We start from the raw sequence: 20,372 nt of genomic DNA on the forward strand, positions 1-20,372 counted from the left end.
AGTCCCGTCGTCGCCCGGAGGGCGGCCTCGCGCCCGCTGCGGTAGCAGCTTGTGTCGCAGTAGGTGCGTGCTCTCGGCGTGCCGGGCGTGGACCCTCGTACTGGACGTACTCGGGTTTGCGCCCGGTGCGGCGAGAGGGCGAGCATGGCGTCGCGGGGCAGACGGGAATTTGACGACAGGGCCTGGCGATAGGCGTTGATTCCATGCTTTGTAGGGACCTTTGACACAGGCTCTGGCAAGCGCTCCGACAGGTAGCCACCCAAAAGGAGTGTCATTCTCCAGATCAAACACGTATCCGCTCGATGACACACCGCTTTGACCCCTAGGATTCCCCCTATCACCTCACCGGTCTCATTCGACAGGAACCCCATGAGCGACACTTCCCCCTACGGCTTCGAGCTTGTGCGGCGTGGGTACGACCGCGCTCAGGTGGACGAACGCATTTCGAAGCTCGTCTCCGACCGTGACAGCGCTCTGGCCCGTATCACTGCTCTTGAAAAGCGCATCGAGGAGCTCCACCTCGAAACGCAGAACGCCCAGGCCCAGGTCAGCGACGCAGAGCCGTCGTACGCCGGTCTCGGCGCGCGTGTCGAGAAGATCCTCCGCCTCGCCGAGGAGGAGGCGAAGGACCTGCGAGAGGAGGCCCGGCGCGCTTCCGAGCAGCACCGCGAGCTCGCCGAGTCGGCGGCCCAGCAGGTCCGCAACGACGCAGAATCGTTCGCTGCGGACCGCAAGGCCAAGGCGGAGGACGAGGGCGTCCGGATCCTCGAGAAGGCCAAGGGCGACGCTTCCCAGCTTCGCCAGGAGGCGACGAAGGACGCGCAGTCCAAGCGCGAGGAGGCGGACGCCCTCTTCGAGGAGACCCGCGCGAAGGCCGCGCAGGCCGCCGCCGACTTCGAGACGAACCTCGCCAAGCGGCGTGAGCAGTCCGAGCGTGACCTGGCTTCCCGTCAGGCCAAGGCCGAGAAGCGTCTCGCGGAGATCGAGCACCGCGCGGAGCAGCTCCGCCTGGAGGCCGAGAAGCTGCGCACGGATGCCGAGCGCCGCGCCCGTCAGACGGTGGAGACGGCTCAGCGCCAGGCCGAGGACATCGTGGCCGACGCGAACGCCAAGGCCGACCGCATCCGCTCGGAATCCGAGCGCGAGCTGGCGGCTCTGACGAACCGCCGCGACTCGATCAACGCCCAGCTCACGAACGTCCGCGAGATGCTCGCGACGCTCACGGGCGCCGCGGTGGCCGCCGCCACCTCGCCGGCCGACGACGAGCCGATCTCGCGTGGGGTACCGGCTCAGCAGTCCCGGTAGTTCCTGACGTCCCGGCAGTTGCTCGTATCGACGACGGCCCGCATCTCCTCTTCCGGGGAGTGCGGGCCGTCGTCGTACTCGCGCCCACTTGCTGGAGAGTGCGGGCCGTCGTCATACCCGCGCCCGATTTCTGGGGAGTAGGGGGCCGTCGTCGAACCCACGCCGACGCGCCGGCCGGGGATCGGTGAACAAGCGGCAAAAACCCGCTCGCCCAAGTGGCACCGCGGCAACCCCCGTCTTAGCGTGGCCGCATGATCGAGCTCGAGGGGCTGACCAAGCGGTACGGCGACAAGGTGGCGGTCAACAACCTCACGTTCGCCGTCAGACCGGGGATCGTGACGGGCTTCCTCGGCCCCAACGGCGCCGGCAAGTCCACGACCATGCGGATGATGCTCGGGCTCGACCGGCCCACCGCGGGCGACGTGCGGATCGACGGTCAGCACTACGACGGTCTCAGGGAACCGCTGAAGTACATCGGCGCCCTCCTCGACGCCAAGGCCATGCACGGCGGCCGCAGCGCCTTCAACCACCTTCTCTGTCTCGCGCAGAGCAACGGCATCCCCAAGGCGCGGGTCCACGAGGTCCTTGACACGGTCGGGCTGACCGCGGTCGCGAAGAAGAAGGCCAAAGGGTTCTCGCTCGGCATGGGCCAGCGGCTCGGTATCGCGGGCGCGCTGCTCGGCGATCCGCGGATCCTGATGTTCGACGAGCCGGTCAACGGGCTCGACCCCGAGGGCATCCACTGGATCCGCAATCTCATGAAGTCCCTCGCGGCGCAGGGCCGTACGGTCTTCGTGTCGAGTCACCTGATGAGCGAGATGGCGCTTACCGCGGACCACCTAGTCGTCATCGGCCAGGGCCGGCTGCTCGCCGACACCTCCATGGCGGACTTCATCCAGCAGAACTCACGGTCGTACGTCCGGATCCGCACTCCCCAGCGCGAGCGCTTCCTCGACGTGCTGCACGGCGCCGGGATCACCGTCGTCGAGACGGGCGGCGGCACGCTGGAGGTGGACGGCTCCAAGTCGGAGCACATCGGGGAGCTGGCCGCGCGGCACCAGCTCGTGCTGCACGAACTCAGTCCCCAACAGGCCTCCCTGGAGGAAGCGTTCATGCAGCTCACCGCCGAGTCGGTGGAGTACCACGCGCACTCGGACACCCCGAGCCCGGACGCCGGTGTACTCGACCCGGCGCACCCGGGGACCCCGCCACCACCGCCCCAGCAGCAATGGGGCAGCGACTGGAAGAGGGGCTGACATGGCGGCGACGCAGGTCCTGCAGTCGGAGTGGACCAAGATCCGCTCTGTCGCGTCCACCATCTGGACGCTCGGTCTCGCCGCGGTCGTCACGGTCGCCCTCGGCATTCTGATCTCGCTCCTGTCGAAGAACGACTTCGACAATCTGAGCGAGAACGACAAGCTGTCCTTCGACCCGACGTTCATCAGCTTCGCGGGTATGAGTCTCGGTCAGCTCGCGATGATCGTGTTCGGGGTGCTGGTCGTCTCGAACGAGTACAGCACCGGCATGATCCGCACCTCGCTCGCGGCCGTCCCGCAGCGCGGCACGTTCCTCTTCAGCAAGATCGCGGTGGCGACGGTCCTCTCCTTCGTCGTCGGCATCATCACCAGCTTCGTCGCCTTCTTCCTGGGCCAGGCGATGCTCGGCTCGCACAAGGCGTCGATCGGCGACCCCGGTGTGCTGCGCGCGGTCATCGGCGGCGGCCTCTACATGACCCTCATCGCCGTCTTCTCGATGGGCGTCGCGACGATGCTGCGCAGCCCGATGCTCTCCCTCGGCATCCTGATGCCGTTCTTCTTCCTGATCTCCAACATCCTCGGCAACGTCTCCGCCACCAAGAAGATCGGCCAGTACCTCCCCGACCAGGCCGGCAGCAAGATCATGCAGGTCGTGACCCCGATCGACGACGACACTCCGTACGGCCCCTGGGGCGGCCTCGCGATCATGGTGGCGTGGGTGGCGGTGGCCGTGATCGGGGGGTACGTGCTGCTCAAGAAGCGGGACGCGTAGGGGTCCCGCCGTCCGGACGGGAGGGACCCACGGGGTCGTCGGCGTCCGTGCGGGAGGGACCCACGGGGTCGTCGGCGTCCGTGCGGGAGGGACGCACCCTGTCCGGGTCCTCGGCGTCCGGACGGGAGAGCTGCCCAGGGCCCGCGCTCCCCGGCCGGGCCTCCAGCACCCCGTCGAAGTCCGTCCACCCCTCCCAGCGCCATACGTCCTTGTCCAGGTCCGGCTGGAGCGGCACGAAACGGCCGAGCTCGAAGTCGCCGCCCGCCAGGTCGAACCACCGCTCGTCGGCGACCTCGGTGCCCAGGCCCACGGTCCGCGCCGTCAGCCGCACGAGCAGCTTCACGCCGTACGACCCGGACAGGTCCTTGCCCTGGATGTGCCGGAACGGCAGCTCGGACACCGGCGCGTCCACCGGTATCCACACGGTGAAGGGCGCCCCGCGCTCGACCGCCAGCCAGGACCGCTCATCGGCCAGCTCCCCGTTCGCGTCCAGTACCTTCAGCCACTGCTTGTAGATGACCAGACTGCCGTCGTGCGGTGACCGCTCCAGGTAGCGCAGATGGACACGGGCCCGCAGGTCCACCACCGAGAGGTTGTCGAAGCGGTTGTAGAAGCGGACGGCGATGATCGCGTCGTCGCTGTCCGCGTGGTCCCGTGAGTAGCCGGGAAAGTCGGCGGTCCAGGCGTGCGAGACGCTGGCCCGGCGCCGCCAGACGAACGGCCGCAGCGCGAACAGCTTGATGAGCACGATCCCGAGGAGCACCGCGGGCACCATGGCCCCGGTGACCGAGGAGAGTGTGGCGAGTAACTGGTGCGCGGTGCTGTCCACCTCGGGTTCGAGGTTGTCGGTCCCGACGCAGGCGCGCAGCACCGTGAGGCTGAGGTCGAAGAGCCGCTCCTTGTCCGAGAAGCGATCCGCCATGGACCTGGGCGAGTGCTCCGTCACCGTCCACAGCGCCGCGACGGCGACGGAGAGGCCGGCCAGCGCACCGAGCGTCATCAGGAGCAGGGCGTGGACGGTGCGTCCGGCGATCCACCAGCGAACAGACGTACGGAAGCGCGGATGCGGCCGGTCCCGCCCCGGCTGCCCCCAGCGGCCCGGCCCACTTCTCAGCAAGCTCAACTCACATACCCCGTAACAGACTTCGTTCCCACTCGTACAATGGGACGGCATGATTCCCGGTGTCCGTTCCGGCCAACCCCATTCCGGTGGGCAAGACCTGGGCCCGTCCCGGGTAGACCTCGCGTGGAAAGCTGTGTCTGTATCGCGCGACCACCCCCGAAGGGCGTCACCGTGACGATGAAGGACCGAAGCCTCCAGGCGCTGGGCCTGGACGACGTGCCGGCCAAGCAGCCGCTCACGTATCCGGGCCGCCCCACCACCGAGCCGTCCCTGCTGACCGGGGGCGAGCTGCTCCATCTCGGCGTACGGCCGCTGCGGCTCGGCGAGTGGTACGTGGAGGAGCGGGAGGAGTCGCAGCGCCTCGACGAGGCCCTCGCCGGCCTCGGCCAGGTCGCCGCCGGGCGCCGCCACCCGGTCATCGCCGTCGGTTCGAACGCCTCCCCCGGCCAGGTCGCCCACAAGCTCACCCGGCTGGGCATTCCGGCGACCGTGCCGATGGTGCCGGTCGGGGTGCGCGGCATCGGCGTCGGCTGCTCGGGGCACATCAGCCCCGCGGGCTACGTGGCGGGGACGCCGTACGTCGACCGGGACGCGTCGACCACGCTCGTCGTCACCTGGCTCGACTCGACGCAGCTCAAGGCGGTCGACGACACCGAGTTCCCGGACTACCGGCGGGCGATACTCCCGGGCGACGCCTTCGAGATGACCATGCCGTCCGGGGAGCGGCTCGGCGCCGCGTACATCTACTTCAGTGCGCACGGCGTGCTCGCCGACCCAGCGACCGGCCGGCCGCGCCCCGGCGGCGGTGACCAGTCCGCGCTGCTCGCGGCGCTGCTCGCCGACTCCCCCCGGCTGCGCGAGCTGCTCGGGCCCGACCCGGCGACCTGGGTGCGGCGCGCCGGAGCCGACCGCTCCCTGCGCGAGCAGGGCACGTTGCTCTTCGGCAAGGAGGGCTGGGTGCTGCCGCAGACCGACTTCCTGCCGTACGTCGACGAATCGGCCGAGCTGCGCCTGTACGACGACCTGCCGCCGCTGCACGACTCGCTTCCGTACCGGGCGTGAGCATTCGGTGAGGCGGGCCCGGCGCTTCCTTCGCACGACGGAATGGTCCCTTCCGCATCCGGCCCGCTCCTCCCGTTCCAGCAGGGGAAGATTCCGTTTCCGCCTCTGACCAGGCCAGACGCGTACCTGCCAAGGAACCGGCTTGACCTGCAGTGTTTTACTTTCTTTTGATGGGAACCGTCAGCGCACCGATATCCTCCTAACCCTTACGGGGGCGTGTGCCCCGACGTCCGAGACGTCCAGAACCTTTCGATGGGTGCGGAGCATGATCGAGGCAGTCGGCCTGACGAAGCGCTATGGCGCCAAGACAGCCGTGTACAACCTTTCCTTCCAGGTGAGGCCGGGTGCCGTCACCGGCTTCCTCGGGCCCAACGGCTCGGGCAAGTCGACGACGATGCGGATGATCCTCGGCCTCGACAACCCCAGCTCCGGGCAGGTGACGATCGGCGGCTTCCCCTACCGCAAGCTGCCGAACGCACCCCGACAGGTCGGTGCGCTCCTCGACGCCAAGGCCGTGCACGGCGGCCGGCACGCCCGCAACCACCTCCTCTGCCTCGCCCAGCTGTCCGGTATCCCGGCCCGCCGGGTGGACGAGGTCCTGGGCGTGGTGGGCCTCCAGGAGGTGGCCAGAAAGCGCTCCAAGGGCTTCTCGCTCGGCATGGGCCAGCGCCTCGGTATCGCGGCCGCACTGCTCGGCGACCCGCAGGTGCTGCTCTTCGACGAGCCGGTCAACGGCCTCGACCCCGAGGGCATCCTCTGGGTCCGCAACCTGATGAAGTCCCTCGCGGCGGAAGGCCGTACGGTCTTCGTCTCCTCGCACCTGATGAGCGAGATGGCGCTGACCGCCGACCACTTGATCGTGATCGGCCGCGGGCAACTGCTCGCGGACAGCAACATCAAGGACTTCATCTCGCACAACTCCGCCGACTTCGCCCGGGTCCGCACCCCGGACACCGAGCCGCAGCAGCGCGAGAAGCTGACCGCCGCACTGACCGAGGCGGGCGGCCAGGTGCTGCCCGAGCAGGACGGCGCGCTGCGCGTGATGGGCCTGCGGCTGCCGCAGATCAGCGACCTCGCGCACTCCGCCGACGTACGGCTGTGGGAGCTCTCGCCGCACCAGGCCTCCCTGGAGGAGGCGTACATGCGGATGACGCAGGGCGCCGTCGACTACCGCTCGACCATCGACCAGAAGGCCGGGCTCCAGCAGCAGTTGCCGCCGGGAGCGATGCCGCCGCCGCAGATGCCGGTGCCCGGTCAGGGCCAGCCGGGCTGGTACGCGCCGCCGCCGCCCCAGCAGGGCGGGCAGCCGTTCGCCATGCCGCAGGGCGCGCCGGGACCGTACGCCGCCCCTGCCGCTCCCGGTGCGCCTCAGCCGGGCCCGTACGGCGCTCCTGGCGCCCCCGGTGCCCCGGCCGCCAACCCTTATGCCCAGGCCGCGCCCCAGGCTCCCCCTGCGCCGGCCGCCGCCCCCGACCTGACCAAGCCCGAGGACGCCCGATGAGCACGCCCCAGCCCCCGATGCCGCAGCAGGCCGCACCCGACTGGCAGGCGGCGCAAGGCAGTTCGTACACCTCGCCGATCCCGGTCACGCCCACTCACCTGGGGCACGCGCTCGCCTCCGAGTGGACGAAGATCAAGTCGGTGCGCTCCACGATGTGGACGCTCGGTGTCTTCCTGCTCCTGGTCGTCGGCATCGGCTTCCTGGTCGCCATCCAGACCACCGACGAGGACTTCGGCGATGTCCCGTACACGATCCCGGCCTTCTTCGGGCTGATCCTCGGGCAGATCTGCCTGATCACCCTGGGCGTCCTGGTGGTCTCGTCCGAGTACGGCACGGGCATGATCCGTACGACGTTCACGGCCTCGCCGCAGCGCCACCGGGTGCTCACCGCGAAGCTGATCATCTTCTTCGCCGTGGCGTTCGCCGTGTCGGCCTTCGCGATCGGCATCGTCGGCCTGTTCACCTCCGGGGTGCACGGCGGCTCCTCGGAGGTCTCCTGGGGCGGCACGGTGGTGATGGGCGCGCTGTACGTCTCGCTGCTCGGCACCCTCGCCCTCGCGGTCGGCTCGATGCTCCGTCACTCGGCCGGCGCGATCACCGCGATGCTCGGCCTCGTACTGGTGCCCGCGATCATGCCCGCGTTCCTGCTGATGTCCGAGAGCCTGCGGACGATCGGCGAGAAGATGCTGGACTACAACGCTCCCAACGCCCTCGCCAAGATCTTCCACCTGGACAACGAGAACGGCACGGGCGGCCCGCAGCTCGGCCTGCTCGCCGTGGTGACGGCGGCGGCGATCGCCGGAGCGTTCGTGCTCCTGGAGCGCCGGGACGTCTGACCGGGGTGGTGAAGTCGCCTAGAACCTGGGCGCGTTACGGGACCGCTGCACCCGCGAGGTGCGGCGGTCCTTCGCGTTCCAGCAGGACTTGTGCCAGTGGCGGCGGTCGTCGACGCCCGAGTGCTCGGGCCAGGCCACCACGTGCGGGATGCCGGAGGGGATCATCTGGTCGCAGCCCGGGCAGCGGTAGGTCTTGCCCTCGGCACTCGCGCCCGCGACATGGCGCACGCTCCATTCCTCGCCCTGCCAGCTCTCCGTGGACTGGAAGCCGCCGTAGCGGCCGCCGTCGTCCGGGGACGGGCTCGGGCCGGACGAGCCGGCGTCCTTCGGACGGTTGCGACGCGGGGACACAGGACACCTCACGGAGCTATACAGGGAGCAGGGCCAAGTCCAGCCTACGCGGCACACACAGGGGTACACGTACTCCACCAACCCACACAGATCGCCCTCCGTTCGGCCGATTTTGCAGACAATCCGCAAATCTCTCCGAGAGGCCGTGTCTTCGGCACGTGTCGGACGGTTATGCCGAGTGGGGGAGCTCCGCGTCGGAGCCAAGGAAGCAGGAAAAGTACGATGCGCGTTGGAAGTTTTGTACTGGCCGCCCAGTTCCCGGGGCAGGGCCAGGGGGAGGCCTTGCACCGCGCGGTGCGGTCGGCCGAGGTCGCCGAGGAGGCCGGACTCGACTCGGTCTGGCTGGCCGAGCACCACTTCGTGCCGTACGGCACCTGCCCGTCGGCGATCACCCTGGCGGCGCTGCTGCTCGGCCGTACGCAGCGGATCCGTGTCGGCACCGCGGTGAGTGTGCTGCCGACCGTGCACCCCGTGGCCCTCGGCGAGCAGGCGGCGCTGCTGCATGTGACGTCCGGGGGACGGTTCTCGCTGGGCGTGGGGCGCGGCGGCCCCTGGGTCGACCTGGAGGTCTTCGGCTCGGGTCTCGCGGCGTACGAGCAGGGGTTCCCGGAATCGCTCGAACTGCTGATGCGCTGGTTGCGCGAGCCGTCCGTCGCGGGCACCGGGGAGCGGTTCGATTTCCGTGAAGTCGCCGTCGTACCCAGGCCGTCGGAGGCGCTGGACTGCGCGCCGGGCCCCGAGGTGGTCGTCGCCTGTACGTCACCTTCGAGCGTGCGGCTCGCCGCCGAGCGCGGGCTGCCGATGCTCCTCGGGATGCATGTCGGGGACGAGGAGAAGGCCGAAATGGTGGCCCTTTGGCGGCAGTTCGCGCGAGTCGCCGGACGGCCCGCCGACGAGATCGCCGCGGCGGCGCATGTGTCGGCCGGGGTCTGTCAGATCGCGGACCGCCGCACCGACGCCACCGAGACGCTCCTCAAGTCGATGCCGGGCTGGCTGAAGCAGGGGCTTGACGCCCATGTGACGGTCGACGACCGCGCCCGCTCGATGCGGGACCCCCTGGCGTACACCGAACTGCTCTGCGGGCTGCACCCGGTGGGCACCCCCAGGCTGTGCGCCGACCGGCTGGCGGCGACTTCGGAACGCACCGGCATCTCACGCTTCGCCCTGCTCGTGGAGGGTTCGGGAGATCTGGCGGCCACCGAGGAGAACGTACGACGGCTCGGCGCCGAGGTACTCCCCCAGCTCCGGTGACCACCCGAAGGCCGGCGCCCCCGGGTCAACAGGCCCGGTACAGGCCGGTCGACGAACCGGATGCGCGGGAGCTCGCCGCCCCGTACAGAAACACCTCCCGCGTACGGAGCGGCAAGCAATGCGGCTACCGCGTCAGCAGTCCCGGAACTCCGGTGACTGGTTCAGCAGTTGGCTGCGGACCGAGGTGAAACGTGCCAGCGTGTCGTCCACCGAGTTGTCCAGTGGGAACACCGCCACCCGGTGGCAGTTCTGGAAGGCAAGCCGCACTCCGAAGTGCCGCTGCAGCGCGCCGCGTATCGCGTCACTCGCGAGCGCACGCAGCAGCTGGCCACGCGCCTGCTCGTCCGGCGGCGGCGTCTGGTTGTCGGCGAAGTTCCCGCCGTCCACCTTCAGCTGGGCCACCAGGGAGCTGATCATCTCCCATGCGTAGGGCAGGGAGGTCCGGACGCAGTCGACGAATTCCGCTTCGTCGACCTCGCCTCGCTCGGCCCGTTCGAGTAGGGCCGGTGAGACGTCGAGCGACATGAGTTCTCCTCTCGCACCCCCATACCTCGGGGGTTGCCGGACAGGGAAGGGAGTTCGCGATATCGAACACGCTGAGTACACGCATCGCGACCTCCTGTTTATACGGTAAGCAACGTACGGTGACGGCACCAGGAGAATGCGCACATAGCGAACTCTCACTAGGCACACAATCAGCCACGACCGAACAGGCGTCTTCCAGGGCGAATCGCGTGGACCACTGCCCGTCGAGTAGCGTTGCGGACCATGCGTCTCGTCATTGCCCGCTGCTCCGTCGACTACGCGGGCCGGCTCACCGCCCATCTCCCGTCAGCCCCTCGCCTCATCCTCGTGAAGGCGGACGGCAGCGTCTCGATCCACGCGGACGACCGGGCCTACAAGCCCCTCAACTGGATGTCGCCGCCCTGCACTCTGAAGGAGGGTTCCGGGGAGGAGGAGGGCGTCTGGACCGTCATCAACAAAGCGGGCGAGAAGCTCATCATCACGATGGAGGAGATCCTCCACGATTCCTCGCACGAACTCGGTGTAGACCCCGGTCTGATCAAGGACGGCGTGGAAGCGCACCTTCAGGAGCTCCTCGCGGACCGCATCGAGACCCTCGGCGAGGGCTACTCGCTGATCCGGCGCGAGTACATGACGGCCATCGGCCCCGTCGACATCCTCTGCCGGGACGCCGAGGGCGGGACCGTCGCCATCGAGATCAAGCGGCGCGGCGAGATCGACGGTGTGGAGCAACTGACGCGCTATCTGGAGCTGTTGAACCGCGACCCGCACCTCGCGCCGGTCCGCGGCATCTTCGCCGCCCAGGAGATCAAGCCGCAGGCCCGCGTCCTCGCCACCGACCGCGGCATCGGCTGCACGGTCCTGGACTACAACGCGCTGCGCGGCATCGAGGACGACAAACTGCGCCTGTTCTGACCGCACGACGGCAAGCAGAGAGGGCCGGGTCCGAAGACGGACCCGGCCCTCTCGCGTACTCCGTACCTCAGATCACCGGGCCACTGGGCGACCCGGCTTCACTGCTGCTCGCGGGAGCGCTGCTGATGACGGTCTCGGGGGCGCTGGAGGCGGGGCCGCTGGCGGAGTCCGAGGTGGTCGGCGACGGCGACGTGCTGGAACTTGGGGGCGTCGTCGGAGTTTCCGACGGCGACGGTGGCTCGGAAGTCGTGCTGCCTGACGGCGTCGGAGTCGTCGGCGGCTTGCTCGTCGGCGGCTTCGTGGACGGCTTGGGCGGCGACGTCGACGGGCTGCCGGTGCCCTGCGTGCCGCTCGGCCCGTCCGACGGCTCCGCCGTCTCCGGCGGCGTCGGATCGTCCGAAGTCCCGTACGTCCCGTCGGGCCCCGGATCCGTCGGCGTGCTCACGGATCCCGTACCGGAGTCGCTGTCGCCCTTCTTCGCCTTGTCCGCGCCCAGGCTGTCGTCGTCGGCGCCCTGACTGGCCGACGGATTGACGCCGACCTGCTCGGCCGGGGCTCCGGTGCTGCCGTCCGAGGTCGCGCCGAGTGTCACCACGGTGCCCAGGACGGCGACGAGCAGTACGCCCGAGCCCGCGGCCACCAGATTGCGCCGGGTGCCGCTCACGAGGCGGCTCGCGATGCCGGCGCGCTTGTGATCGGGGCCCGGCCCGGAGCGGTGGGTGACCAACGTCGAGGGCTCGCCCGACCGTTCGGCGAGGAAGGCGGCCGGTACGCCACCCGGAGGCGACGCAGACTCCTCGTACCGCGACTCGGACACCTCCTCACCGGCGGCCGTACCGGTGAGTGCCAGGACACCTCCGGAGCGGTCGGTGACCAGAGCGAGGGCGCGGCGGCCCGCGACCGTACCGCGCTTGTCGGCGAGGGCGCCGCGCAGCCCGATGGAGGCCTCCAGCTCCGCGCGGGCCCGGTCCAACTGGCCGCCGCAGAGTGCGAGGATGCCCAACTCGTGGTGGAAGTAGGCCTGTTCGGACACCTCGCCGGAGAGCCGGGATGCCTCGGCGCCGGAGCGCAGCGCGCGCTCCCAGGCGCTCCAGTGCAGGCCGCCGGCGAAAGCGGGCGCGGCCGTACGCGCGAGCTGTACGGCGATGCTCTCGTCCTGCTCGTCGAGCGGGGGCGTGGTGAGCGGGACCAGGACGGTGAGCGCGGCGAGCAGGGCGTCGGCCTCGGCGCAGACCCGCTCCGGGGTCACCGAGGGATGACCGGCCCACCAGGTGTAGTGCCGGGCTGCCGCGAGCGCCTGTTCCTCGGCGTGGTCCGCGTATCCGGCGGCCTCGAGCTGGGCCTGCACACCGGCCGCGAGGCGGTAGCGGGGGCCGACCGGGGAGACCAGCGCGCAGCCCGCCAGTTCGGCGAGGGCGGCGTCGGCGTGGGTGTCTCCCACGAGCGCGGGCAGATGCGCCTGGTGCGGCACCTCGCCGCCCAGCGCGATCGCGAACCGCAGGGTGGCGCGGGCCGACTCGCTGAGCCGGGAGGCGAGCAGCGAGGCGGGCGCGGCGCCCTCGGCGAGCGACGGAAGCGGCACCTGGTCGTGGTCGGCCGCCTCGAAGGGGGCGTCGACCGGCACGTCCTGGAAGACGCCGAACTCGTCGACGGCGCCCGCGCTGGCGCTGAGCTGGTCACGCTGCCGCAGCAGTGCCCCTGCCTGCATGAAGCGCAGCGGCAGGCCTTCGGACTCGAACCAGAGGTCGCCCGCCCAGTTCGACTCCTCCTCGGTCAGCACGCGTCCGACGGCCCGCTCCAGGAGTTCGAGGCTGCCACTGCGGTCGAAGCCGCCGAGGAACACCTCTTCCAGGAGGGCGTCGGCGCTCGGCGCGGGTACGTCGGGCGTCGCGGCGATCACGAAGGCGCACTCGGGGGTGGCATCGAGCAGCTCGTCGAGCGCGGCGCCGCCGAACTCCACGTCGTCGAGGACGACGACCGCGCCGATCTCGTTGACGAGCCGGAGCAGTTCATCCCGTTCCGGCCGGTACAGGGGTGCTTCGTAGACGGCTGTGAAGAGGTCGTGGAGCAGATCGCTCGCCGTGCGCCGGTACCCGGAGAGGCGTACGACACCGTCCGGTGCGAGGTCCGCACAGTCGTCGGCAACGGCGTCGAGCAGGCTGCTGCGGCCCGAGCCGGGGGCTCCGGTGAGCCGTACGGAGCGACCGCGCGCGAGGAGGCGTACGAGCCGCTCGCGCTCCTCCTGGCGCTCCAGGAGCGGCAGGCGTGGCTGGGCGGGGCCGGGCGGGATGGGCGGCTGGGTCGCGCGGCTCAGTTCGGCGCGGTCCGTGGCGCCGTACTTCACCGGTCGCGGTGGCCGCTCCCCCGGCGGGCAGGCTTCTATCTCGCTGCCGTCGACGGGGTTGACCGTGAGCAGGAAGTCGCCCGAGACGAGCTGAACCGTGCGGGCGAGCGTGGGTGAGTGCTGGCCGAAGTCGGTCGTGAGCGGCTCGCGGGCCGGGCGCGAGCGAGGCGCCTGGCCGTCGTCGTCATGGCCGTACTCTTCGGGTCCGCGGTTGTTCGGGTCCATGTTCCAAGCCCCCCAAAAGCGTCGTGTGCGGGTGGTGTCGCCGGACTTCCGGCGCACTCGGGCCCCTCCCGGCCTTGCTGCACACTGCGCTGTCGCTTCTGGTCCGGTGCCTGCTCCAGGGTTTCAGTCAGCAGGCAGGCGAACCCTAAACCTTCGCACAGTATCTACGAACGGCCGGGGTACCGCGCCGTCCGAGACGTCACAGCTTCGTGAGGATTGTGCGCGTGATGCCGTACGCACCGTCCGCGGCTCACACCCGGGGCAGTGACTCCACGCCGATGCCGCCCTCGATTGCCAGGATCCGGTGCAGTCTGGTGGCGACGAGGAGGCGCTGCATCTGCGGTGGCACGTCGCGCAGTACGAGCCGCCGGCCGCACCGCCCGGCGCGCCGGTGGGCTCCCATGATGACACCGAGTCCGGTGGCGTCCCAGGAGTCCAGCTCGGACAGGTCGAGCACCAGGTCGCCGGCTCCGTCGTCGACGGCCGAGTGCAGGACCGTGCGGGCGTCCGCCGCGCTGCGTACGTCGAGGCGGCCCCCGACGACCAGCTCGGCGTGGTCGCCCCTGATGTACATATGCGCTCCCCGAGAGTGCTTCTCGTACTCCGCGTCTGTCTGTGCCCCGTCTGACTGCCCGAAGGGCAGTGTGGTTGCTGCTTGTAAGCGAACCGATACCGAATTCACCTCAAGGGGTGACACCCCAGAGGAACGTGCGGTTTCGGTGCCGGCTGACGACGGGTGGTACTTGATCTTCAGTGCTTGTAGAAGCCCTGCCCGCTCTTGCGCCCGATGTCACCGGCGTCAACCATCCGGCGCATCAGCTCGGGCGGCGCGAACTTCTCGTCCTGGGTCTCGGTGTAGATGTTGCTCGTGGCGTGCAGCAGGATGTCGACGCCCGTGAGGTCGGCGGTGGCCAGGGGTCCCATGGCGTGGCCGAAGCCCAGCTTGCAGGCGAGGTCGATGTCCTCGGCGCTGGCCACGCCCGACTCGTACAGCTTCGTCGCCTCGACGACGAGCGCCGAGATGAGACGGGTCGTCACGAAGCCGGCCACGTCGCGGTTGACGACGATGCAGGTCTTGCCGACGGACTCGGCGAACTCCCGCGCGGTGGCGAGGGTTTCGTCGCTCGTCTTGTAGCCGCGGACCAGCTCGACGAGCTGCATCATCGGCACCGGCGAGAAGAAGTGCACGCCGACGACCCGCTCCGGGTGGTCGGTCGCCGCCGCGATCTTCGTGATCGGGATCGCGGAGGTGTTGGAGGCGAGCACGGTGTCGTCCCGGACGATCCTGTCGAGCGTCCGGAAGATCTCGTGCTTGACCTCCAGCTTCTCGAAGACCGCCTCCACGACGATGTCCGCGTCGGCGGCGGCGTCCAGGTCGGTGGTGGCCGTGATGCGGGCCAGCGCGGCGTCCGCGTCCGCGCCTTCCAGCTTGCCCTTGCTCACGAACTTGTCGTACGAGGCCCTGATGCCGTCGGTGCCACGCTTCAGCGCCTCGTCGGTGACATCGCGCAGGACGACGTCCCAGCCCGCCTGCGCGGAGACCTGGGCGATACCGGACCCCATGAGTCCGGCCCCGATGACGGCCAGCTTCCGTGCCACTCCGACTCCCCTTAACACGCTGTTCAAGTTGCCTCTCCGGCGGACCTTAGCGCTCGTGAGGGCCCGTGTGACCGCTTAGTAATGCGCGTCACGTCTCAACAGACGGACATCACACCGGATGGCTCACCCAGCGTCCCGCGGCGCGTAGTTGAGCGCCTTCCGGCTGCCCTGTCGGGCGCGCGTGGAGCACACCTGGCCGCCGGAACGCCGGGGCGTAACTACGCTGGTCCCATGGTCAATCTGACGCGCATCTACACCAGGACCGGCGACCAGGGCACCACCGCTCTCGGCGACATGAGCCGGGTCGCCAAGACCGACCTGCGGATCTCGGCGTACGCGGACGCCAATGAGGCGAATGCTGCAGTCGGGACGGCGATCGCGCTCGGCGGGCTCGACGAGGAGGTCGTCGCGGTTCTCGTCCGTGTGCAGAACGACCTGTTCGACGTGGGCGCGGATCTGGCGACGCCCGTGGTCGAAAAGCCCGAGTTCCCGCCGCTGCGGGTCGAGCAGTTCTACATCGACAAGCTGGAGGCGGACTGCGACCGCTTCAACGGCGAGCTGGAGAAGCTCCGCTCATTCATCCTGCCCGGCGGCACGCCCGGCGCGGCTCTGCTGCACCAGGCGTGCACGGTCGTACGACGGGCCGAGCGGTCCACGTGGACAGCGCTTGAGGTCCACGGGGAGGTCATGAACCCGCTCACCGCGACCTACCTCAACCGGCTGTCGGACCTGCTCTTCATCCTTGCCAGGACGGCGAACAAGGAGGTCGGGGACGTGCTCTGGGTCCCGGGCGGGGAGCGCTGACGGAGTACTCGGCACGGTCGGCGGTCAGAGCCGCCGGTAGATGTCCCTGCGGTGCCCGACCTCGACGACGAGGATGATCAACTTTCCGTCGTCGATGGTGTAGGCGATCCGGTACATGCCGACGCGCAGGCGGTACAGATCGTCGTGCCCGGACAGCTTCTTGACGTCCGCGTCATCGCGATAGGGATCGTCACCGAGGCGACTGAGCGCGTGGAGGATGCGCAGGGCGGTCGTCTGGTCGATGGTGCGGAGTTGGCGGCGCGCGGCGGCGGTGAACTCGAAGGCGTACTTCACGCCACGCCCTGGCCGGTGGGGCCAAAGATGTCGGCGAGCACGTCAGCCATGGTTGCGCGCGGCTCGGCGCCCTCCCCGGCCAGAGTCCGCAGGGCCTTGCGGGCAAGGAGCTCGTCGGCGGCTTCCTCCAGCGCCTCGTACTCCTCTATGGGCACGATCGCAGCGACCGGCGTACCACCGCGGGTGATGACAGTGGGCTCCCCCTCCTGGGCCTGGTCCAGGAGCTTCGCGAGACTGGCACGGGCTTCGCGCACGGATACGGACTCATCCATGCCGCGAGTGTACCGCCTCTCGTGTACACAGTGCCGGCTGTGACGAAGTCGGACTGCACCCTTCGATGTAGCCGTGGACCGTCCCGCAGGATCAGGCGACGGGGCCACGGTCCGTGTTGGATGGAGTCATGGCCGTGACACTCCCCCGCCCGCACCGCGACGACATCCGCATCGCCGCCGGGGGCCTGCTCGGCGGACTCCTCCTGTGGGGCGTAGGTCTCTACAGCCGCACGCGGGACGACCCGATCGTCCTCGTCGACCGGACGTGGGCGGTCCTCCTTCCGCTCGTCGTCACCGCCGGCTGTGAGCTGCTGCGCCGGACCCGCCCGCGCACCGCCCTGATCACCGGCACCCTCGCCATCGCCGCCGACCTGGTGACCCGTGGCAGCCTGGCCACCCTCGTGATGTTCACGGACCTGATGTACGCGGCGGTGCTGTACGGCTCGCTCGGCATGGCGCGGCGCCTTCCGCGGATCACCGGTCTGTTCACGGTGGTTCTCACCGTGTGGCCCGTCGCGGCCTGGCGAAAGCCGGAGGCCCTGCTGATCGGGGTGTTCACCGGGCTGGTGACCTTCACCCCGGCCGTAACCGGCTGGATCGTCCGCAACCACCGTGACACCGCCGTCGCGGAGCGCCTGCGCGCCGAACAGACGGCCCTGCTCGCGGAGATCGACCGGACCCAGGCGGTCACGGCCGAACGGGCGCGGATGGCACGGGAGTTGCACGACATGGTCGCCAACCACCTCTCCGCGATCGCCATCCACTCCACGGCCGCGCTCTCCCTCGACGACCCGAAGACCTCGAAGGACGCCCTCGCCGTGATCCGCGAGAACAGCGTCGAGGGCCTCGCCGAGATGCGCCGGCTGATCGGGATCCTGCGCGACGAGAGCGGCGACCTGGAGCCCTCAGCCGCTCCCACCCTCGACGGCCTCGAAGCCCTGACGGAGGGGGCCCGCACCAACGGGCTCGACGTCACCCTCGACGCGACCCACGAGGCCAGGCTCCCCGCCCCGGTCGAGCTCGCCGCGTACCGAATCGTCCAGGAGTCGCTGACCAACGCACTCAAGCATGCCGCCGCCGGCCGCGTCACCGTCACCGTGGCCCAGCTCGACGGCTCCCTCACCGTGCGGGTGACCAGCCCGTACGGTGACCGGGACGGGCCCCGCGCGCCCGGCTCGGGGGCCGGTCTGGTCGGCATGGAGGAGCGGGTCGCCCTGCTGGACGGCACGTTCGAGGCGGGCCCCGAGGGCAGCGGCGCGGTCAAGGTCTGGACCGTGCGCGTCACCCTGCCGCTCGCCCACAGAACCCGGCAAACCCATGGAGGAAGCGAATGATCCGCGTGCTCGTCGCCGAGGACCAGTCCGCCGTACGGGCCGGACTCGTCCTCATCCTGCGCAGCGCGCCCGACATCGAGGTGGTCGGCGAGGCCGCGGACGGCGAGCAGGCGGTCGCGCTCGCCCGTCAACTCCGGCCGGATCTGGTCCTGATGGACGTCCAGATGCCCCGGCTCGACGGCGTCTCGGCCACCCGTCAGGTCGTCGACGGGCAGCTGGCCGACGTACTCGTCCTCACCACCTTCGACCTCGACGAGTACGTCTTCGGGGCGCTGCGCGCGGGTGCCTCCGGGTTCCTGCTGAAGAACACCGAGGCGCGCGCCCTCATCGAAGCGGTCCGCACGGTCGCGCGCGGCGAGGGGCTCATCTCCCCCGCGGTCACCCGCCGGCTGATCGCCGAGTTCGCCGCGAAGCCCGTACGGGGTCCAGGACCCGACCCGGCGGTCCTCGAAGCCCTCACCCGGCGGGAACGCGAGGTGCTCTCCTGCCTCGGCGAGGGGATGTCCAACGCGGAGATCGCCACCCGTCTCGACATGGCGGAGGCGACGGTGAAGACGCACGTCAGCCGCCTCCTGGCTAAGCTGCAACTACGCAGCCGGATCCAAGCGGCGGTGCTGGCTCAGGAGTTGGGCGTGTAACAAGTAACCGCGCGCATCCGCTTCAGTGGTCTGGACCTATTGACCTATGGTCCAGACCTTTCTATTGTCCTGCGCACCTCATCAAAATCCCCCGGAGGACCGCGGATGCGCTTCAGACACCGAGCCAGACAGAGAGCCGTGGCAGGACTCACCACCCTGCTGCTCCCGTTCGCCGCCATGGTCGGCCTCGCGAGCCCCGCCCAGGCAGCCACCAGCGCCACCGCCACGTACGCCAAGACCCAGGACTGGGGCACCGGCTTCGAAGGCAAGTGGACCGTCAAGAACACCGGGACCACGAGCATCAGTTCGTGGACGGTCGAGTGGGACTTCCCCTCCGGTACGTCCGTGACCTCAGCCTGGGAGGCCGACGTCACCTCCTCCGGCACCCACTGGACCGCGAAGAACAAGTCCTACAACGGCACCCTCGCGGCCGGCGCCTCCGTCTCCTTCGGCTTCAACGGAGCCGGCACCGGCGCCCCCTCCAACTGCCTCATCAACGGCGGCTCCTGTGACGGCGGCACCACGCCGCCGCCGGTCCCCGGCGACGCGCTGCCCTCCGCGCCCGGCACCCCGACCGCGTCCGCCATCACCAACACCTCGGTGAACCTGTCCTGGTCCGCGGCCACCGACGACAAGGGCATCAAGAACTACGACGTCCTGCGCGACGGCGCCACGGTCGCGACGGTGACCGGCACCTCGTACTCGAACACCGGCCTGACCGCCGGCACCACCTACTCGTACACGGTCAAGGCCCGTGACACCGCCGACCAGACCGGTCCGGCGAGCGGCGCGGTCTCCGTGACCACCACCGGCGGCACCACCACCCCGCCGACCGGCGGCAAGGTCAACCTCGGCTACTTCACCGAGTGGGGCATCTACGGCCGCAACTACCAGGTCAAGAACCTGGACACGTCCGGCTCCGCGTCGAAGATCACGCACATCAACTACTCGTTCGGGAACGTCACGAACGGGCAGTGCGTGATGAGCGACTCCTACGCCGCCACCGACAAGGCGTTCACCGCCGCCGACTCCGTCAGCGGCGTGGCCGACACCTGGGACCAGGCGCTGCGCGGCAACTTCAACCAGCTGCGCGAGCTGAAGGCCAAGTACCCGAACATCAAGGTGCTCTGGTCGTTCGGCGGCTGGACCTACTCGGGCGGCTTCGCCCAGGCCGCGGCCAACCCCACCGCCTTCGCCCAGTCCTGCAAGGCCCTGGTCGAGGACCCGCGCTGGGCCGATGTCTTCGACGGCATCGACATCGACTGGGAGTACCCCAACGCCTGCGGCCTGACCTGTGACACCTCCGGCTTCAGCTCCTTCAAGACGCTGACCTCGGCGCTGCGCACGGAGTTCGGCAGCAACTACCTGGTGACCGCGGCCATCACCGCCGACGGCTCCTCCGGCGGCAAGATCGACGCGGCCGACTACGGCGGCGCCGCGCAGTACCTCAACTGGTACAACGTGATGACGTACGACTACTTCGGCGCCTTCAACCCCACGGGCCCGACCGCTCCGCACTCCCCGCTGACCTCGTACACCGGCATCCCGACGGCCGGCTTCAACTCGGCCGACGCGATCGCCAAGCTCAAGTCGAAGGGCGTGCCGTCCAACAAGCTGCTGCTCGGCATCGGCTTCTACGGCCGCGGCTGGACGGGGGTCACCCAGTCCACTCCGGGTGGCACGGCGACCGGCGCGGCACCGGGCACGTACGAGGCGGGCATCGAGGACTACAAGGTCCTCAAGACGTCCTGCCCGTCCACCGGCACCATCGCCGGCACGGCGTACGCGTTCTGCGGCAACAACTGGTGGAGCTACGACACCCCGGCGACCATCGGTACGAAGATGGCCTGGGCCAACTCCCAGGGCCTGGGTGGCGCGTTCTTCTGGGAGTTCAGCGGTGACACCGCGAACGGCGAACTCGTGACCGCCATCAAGAACGGTCTCGGCTAAGCAAGTTGAGTAAGC

The 20,372-nt window shown here is 69.7% G+C and carries 20 protein-coding genes; 12 read left to right on the top strand and 8 right to left on the bottom strand.

The annotated features are described in order from the left end of the window. The first annotated feature begins 369 nt into the window (after nt 1–369). The 3 genes from ACFVKT_RS16080 (at nt 370) to ACFVKT_RS16090 (ending at nt 3,333) form a co-directional block, all read left to right on the top strand. Complete coding sequence (locus ACFVKT_RS16080) at nt 370–1,305, top strand: cellulose-binding protein (RefSeq protein WP_384390060.1); 936 nt, start codon at nt 370–372, stop codon at nt 1,303–1,305. Nucleotides 1,306–1,556: 251 nt separating this feature from the next. Continuing rightward, entirely contained in the window at nt 1,557–2,561 is a 1,005-nt protein-coding gene (locus ACFVKT_RS16085) for an ABC transporter ATP-binding protein (protein ID WP_385731763.1), read from the top strand. Nucleotide 2,562: 1 nt separating this feature from the next. Continuing rightward, complete coding sequence (locus tag ACFVKT_RS16090) at nt 2,563–3,333, top strand: ABC transporter permease (RefSeq protein WP_385731765.1); 771 nt, start codon at nt 2,563–2,565, stop codon at nt 3,331–3,333. Here ACFVKT_RS16090 and ACFVKT_RS16095 read toward each other — a convergent pair. Beyond that, on the bottom strand, nt 3,314–4,456 hold the full coding sequence (locus tag ACFVKT_RS16095; protein WP_385731767.1) for a hypothetical protein: 1,143 nt from the start codon (nt 4,454–4,456) through the stop codon (nt 3,314–3,316). The two genes, ACFVKT_RS16090 and ACFVKT_RS16095, sit on opposite strands and share 20 nt — an antisense overlap. A gap of 177 nt (nt 4,457–4,633) precedes the next feature. Here ACFVKT_RS16095 and ACFVKT_RS16100 point away from each other — a divergent pair, with 177 nt between their 5' ends. The 3 genes from ACFVKT_RS16100 to ACFVKT_RS16110 all read left to right on the top strand — a co-directional run bounded on the left by ACFVKT_RS16100 (nt 4,634) and on the right by ACFVKT_RS16110 (nt 7,855). After that, nucleotides 4,634–5,518: a hypothetical protein gene (locus ACFVKT_RS16100; RefSeq protein ID WP_385732131.1), complete on the top strand. Its 885-nt coding sequence runs from the start codon at nt 4,634–4,636 to the stop codon at nt 5,516–5,518. A gap of 265 nt (nt 5,519–5,783) precedes the next feature. Next, nucleotides 5,784–7,019, top strand: a complete 1,236-nt coding sequence (locus tag ACFVKT_RS16105) for an ABC transporter ATP-binding protein (RefSeq protein WP_385731769.1) — start codon at nt 5,784–5,786, stop codon at nt 7,017–7,019. Further along, the gene (locus ACFVKT_RS16110; RefSeq protein ID WP_385731771.1) at nt 7,016–7,855 is read left to right on the top strand and encodes an ABC transporter permease; all 840 of its coding nucleotides are present in this window, start codon (nt 7,016–7,018) and stop codon (nt 7,853–7,855) included. The genes ACFVKT_RS16105 and ACFVKT_RS16110 overlap by 4 nt, the downstream gene beginning before the upstream one ends. Before the next feature lie 18 nt (nt 7,856–7,873). Here the strand turns inward: ACFVKT_RS16110 and ACFVKT_RS16115 are convergent, their stop codons facing one another. Further along, nucleotides 7,874–8,206, bottom strand: coding sequence for an ATP/GTP-binding protein (locus tag ACFVKT_RS16115; protein ID WP_385731773.1), 333 nt, complete (start codon nt 8,204–8,206; stop codon nt 7,874–7,876). A 222-nt stretch (nt 8,207–8,428) separates the two neighbouring features. Between ACFVKT_RS16115 and ACFVKT_RS16120 the strand changes: the two genes are divergently transcribed. Then, nucleotides 8,429–9,457 (top strand): LLM class flavin-dependent oxidoreductase, encoded by a 1,029-nt coding sequence (locus ACFVKT_RS16120; protein WP_385731775.1) that lies wholly within the window; start codon nt 8,429–8,431, stop codon nt 9,455–9,457. Nucleotides 9,458–9,589: 132 nt separating this feature from the next. Here ACFVKT_RS16120 and ACFVKT_RS16125 read toward each other — a convergent pair whose 3' ends face one another. After that, nucleotides 9,590–9,982: an SCO5389 family protein gene (locus ACFVKT_RS16125; RefSeq protein ID WP_385731777.1), complete on the bottom strand. Its 393-nt coding sequence runs from the start codon at nt 9,980–9,982 to the stop codon at nt 9,590–9,592. A 243-nt stretch (nt 9,983–10,225) separates the two neighbouring features. On the opposite strand from ACFVKT_RS16125, the gene nucS reads away from it, so the two are divergent. After that, nucleotides 10,226–10,897 (top strand): endonuclease NucS, encoded by a 672-nt coding sequence (gene nucS / locus ACFVKT_RS16130; RefSeq protein WP_385731779.1) that lies wholly within the window; start codon nt 10,226–10,228, stop codon nt 10,895–10,897. A gap of 67 nt (nt 10,898–10,964) precedes the next feature. On the opposite strand, the gene ACFVKT_RS16135 is transcribed toward nucS, so the two are convergent. From ACFVKT_RS16135 to ACFVKT_RS16145, 3 genes are all read right to left on the bottom strand, one after another. Beyond that, nucleotides 10,965–13,466 carry an ATP-binding protein gene (locus ACFVKT_RS16135; RefSeq protein WP_385731781.1) on the bottom strand — a complete coding sequence of 834 codons (2,502 nt, stop codon included), beginning with the start codon at nt 13,464–13,466 and terminating at the stop codon, nt 10,965–10,967. Between the two features lie 250 nt (nt 13,467–13,716). Further along, nucleotides 13,717–14,040: an STAS domain-containing protein gene (locus ACFVKT_RS16140; protein WP_020136551.1), complete on the bottom strand. Its 324-nt coding sequence runs from the start codon at nt 14,038–14,040 to the stop codon at nt 13,717–13,719. A gap of 176 nt (nt 14,041–14,216) precedes the next feature. Next, the gene (locus ACFVKT_RS16145) at nt 14,217–15,065 is read right to left on the bottom strand and encodes a 3-hydroxyacyl-CoA dehydrogenase family protein (RefSeq protein WP_385731784.1); all 849 of its coding nucleotides are present in this window, start codon (nt 15,063–15,065) and stop codon (nt 14,217–14,219) included. A gap of 231 nt (nt 15,066–15,296) precedes the next feature. Between ACFVKT_RS16145 and ACFVKT_RS16150 the strand changes: the two genes are divergently transcribed. Further along, nucleotides 15,297–15,869 carry a cob(I)yrinic acid a,c-diamide adenosyltransferase gene (locus tag ACFVKT_RS16150; protein WP_385731786.1) on the top strand — a complete coding sequence of 191 codons (573 nt, stop codon included), beginning with the start codon at nt 15,297–15,299 and terminating at the stop codon, nt 15,867–15,869. A gap of 24 nt (nt 15,870–15,893) precedes the next feature. On the opposite strand, the gene ACFVKT_RS16155 is transcribed toward ACFVKT_RS16150, so the two are convergent. Together ACFVKT_RS16155 and ACFVKT_RS16160 are read right to left on the bottom strand one after the other, a co-directional pair. After that, nucleotides 15,894–16,163: a type II toxin-antitoxin system RelE/ParE family toxin gene (locus ACFVKT_RS16155; protein ID WP_385731788.1), complete on the bottom strand. Its 270-nt coding sequence runs from the start codon at nt 16,161–16,163 to the stop codon at nt 15,894–15,896. Beyond that, the gene (locus ACFVKT_RS16160; RefSeq protein WP_385731790.1) at nt 16,160–16,435 is read right to left on the bottom strand and encodes a type II toxin-antitoxin system Phd/YefM family antitoxin; all 276 of its coding nucleotides are present in this window, start codon (nt 16,433–16,435) and stop codon (nt 16,160–16,162) included. Before ACFVKT_RS16160 ends, ACFVKT_RS16155 begins: the two co-directional genes overlap by 4 nt. A gap of 128 nt (nt 16,436–16,563) precedes the next feature. On the opposite strand from ACFVKT_RS16160, the gene ACFVKT_RS16165 reads away from it, so the two are divergent. The 3 genes from ACFVKT_RS16165 (at nt 16,564) to ACFVKT_RS16175 (ending at nt 20,357) form a co-directional block, all read left to right on the top strand. Further along, nucleotides 16,564–17,769: a sensor histidine kinase gene (locus ACFVKT_RS16165; RefSeq protein WP_385731793.1), complete on the top strand. Its 1,206-nt coding sequence runs from the start codon at nt 16,564–16,566 to the stop codon at nt 17,767–17,769. Further along, nucleotides 17,766–18,407, top strand: a complete 642-nt coding sequence (locus tag ACFVKT_RS16170; protein WP_385731796.1) for a response regulator — start codon at nt 17,766–17,768, stop codon at nt 18,405–18,407. Before ACFVKT_RS16165 ends, ACFVKT_RS16170 begins: the two co-directional genes overlap by 4 nt. A 105-nt stretch (nt 18,408–18,512) precedes the next feature. After that, a complete protein-coding gene (locus ACFVKT_RS16175; protein ID WP_385731798.1) occupies nt 18,513–20,357 on the top strand; it encodes a glycosyl hydrolase family 18 protein in 1,845 nt (614 codons plus the stop codon). Nucleotides 20,358–20,372: the final 15 nt, after the last annotated feature.

Source organism: Streptomyces sp. NPDC127595 (genome assembly GCF_042671685.1).
Classification (GTDB): Bacteria; Actinomycetota; Actinomycetes; order Streptomycetales; family Streptomycetaceae; genus Streptomyces.

Excerpts from the sequence above, each read along its gene's own strand:
- ACFVKT_RS16080 (WP_384390060.1), top strand. The coding sequence starts at position 370 with ATGAGCGACACTTCCCCCTACGGCTTCGAGCTTGTGCGGCGTGGGTAC.
- ACFVKT_RS16085 (WP_385731763.1), top strand. The coding sequence starts at position 1,557 with ATGATCGAGCTCGAGGGGCTGACCAAGCGGTACGGCGACAAGGTGGCG.
- ACFVKT_RS16090 (WP_385731765.1), top strand. The coding sequence starts at position 2,563 with ATGGCGGCGACGCAGGTCCTGCAGTCGGAGTGGACCAAGATCCGCTCT.
- ACFVKT_RS16100 (WP_385732131.1), top strand. The coding sequence starts at position 4,634 with ATGAAGGACCGAAGCCTCCAGGCGCTGGGCCTGGACGACGTGCCGGCC.
- ACFVKT_RS16105 (WP_385731769.1), top strand. The coding sequence starts at position 5,784 with ATGATCGAGGCAGTCGGCCTGACGAAGCGCTATGGCGCCAAGACAGCC.
- ACFVKT_RS16110 (WP_385731771.1), top strand. The coding sequence starts at position 7,016 with ATGAGCACGCCCCAGCCCCCGATGCCGCAGCAGGCCGCACCCGACTGG.
- ACFVKT_RS16120 (WP_385731775.1), top strand. The coding sequence starts at position 8,429 with ATGCGCGTTGGAAGTTTTGTACTGGCCGCCCAGTTCCCGGGGCAGGGC.
- ACFVKT_RS16125 (WP_385731777.1), bottom strand. The coding sequence starts at position 9,982 with ATGTCGCTCGACGTCTCACCGGCCCTACTCGAACGGGCCGAGCGAGGC.
- nucS (WP_385731779.1), top strand. The coding sequence starts at position 10,226 with ATGCGTCTCGTCATTGCCCGCTGCTCCGTCGACTACGCGGGCCGGCTC.
- ACFVKT_RS16135 (WP_385731781.1), bottom strand. The coding sequence starts at position 13,466 with ATGGACCCGAACAACCGCGGACCCGAAGAGTACGGCCATGACGACGAC.
- ACFVKT_RS16140 (WP_020136551.1), bottom strand. The coding sequence starts at position 14,040 with ATGTACATCAGGGGCGACCACGCCGAGCTGGTCGTCGGGGGCCGCCTC.
- ACFVKT_RS16150 (WP_385731786.1), top strand. The coding sequence starts at position 15,297 with ATGGTCAATCTGACGCGCATCTACACCAGGACCGGCGACCAGGGCACC.
- ACFVKT_RS16160 (WP_385731790.1), bottom strand. The coding sequence starts at position 16,435 with ATGGATGAGTCCGTATCCGTGCGCGAAGCCCGTGCCAGTCTCGCGAAG.
- ACFVKT_RS16165 (WP_385731793.1), top strand. The coding sequence starts at position 16,564 with ATGGCCGTGACACTCCCCCGCCCGCACCGCGACGACATCCGCATCGCC.
- ACFVKT_RS16170 (WP_385731796.1), top strand. The coding sequence starts at position 17,766 with ATGATCCGCGTGCTCGTCGCCGAGGACCAGTCCGCCGTACGGGCCGGA.
- ACFVKT_RS16175 (WP_385731798.1), top strand. The coding sequence starts at position 18,513 with ATGCGCTTCAGACACCGAGCCAGACAGAGAGCCGTGGCAGGACTCACC.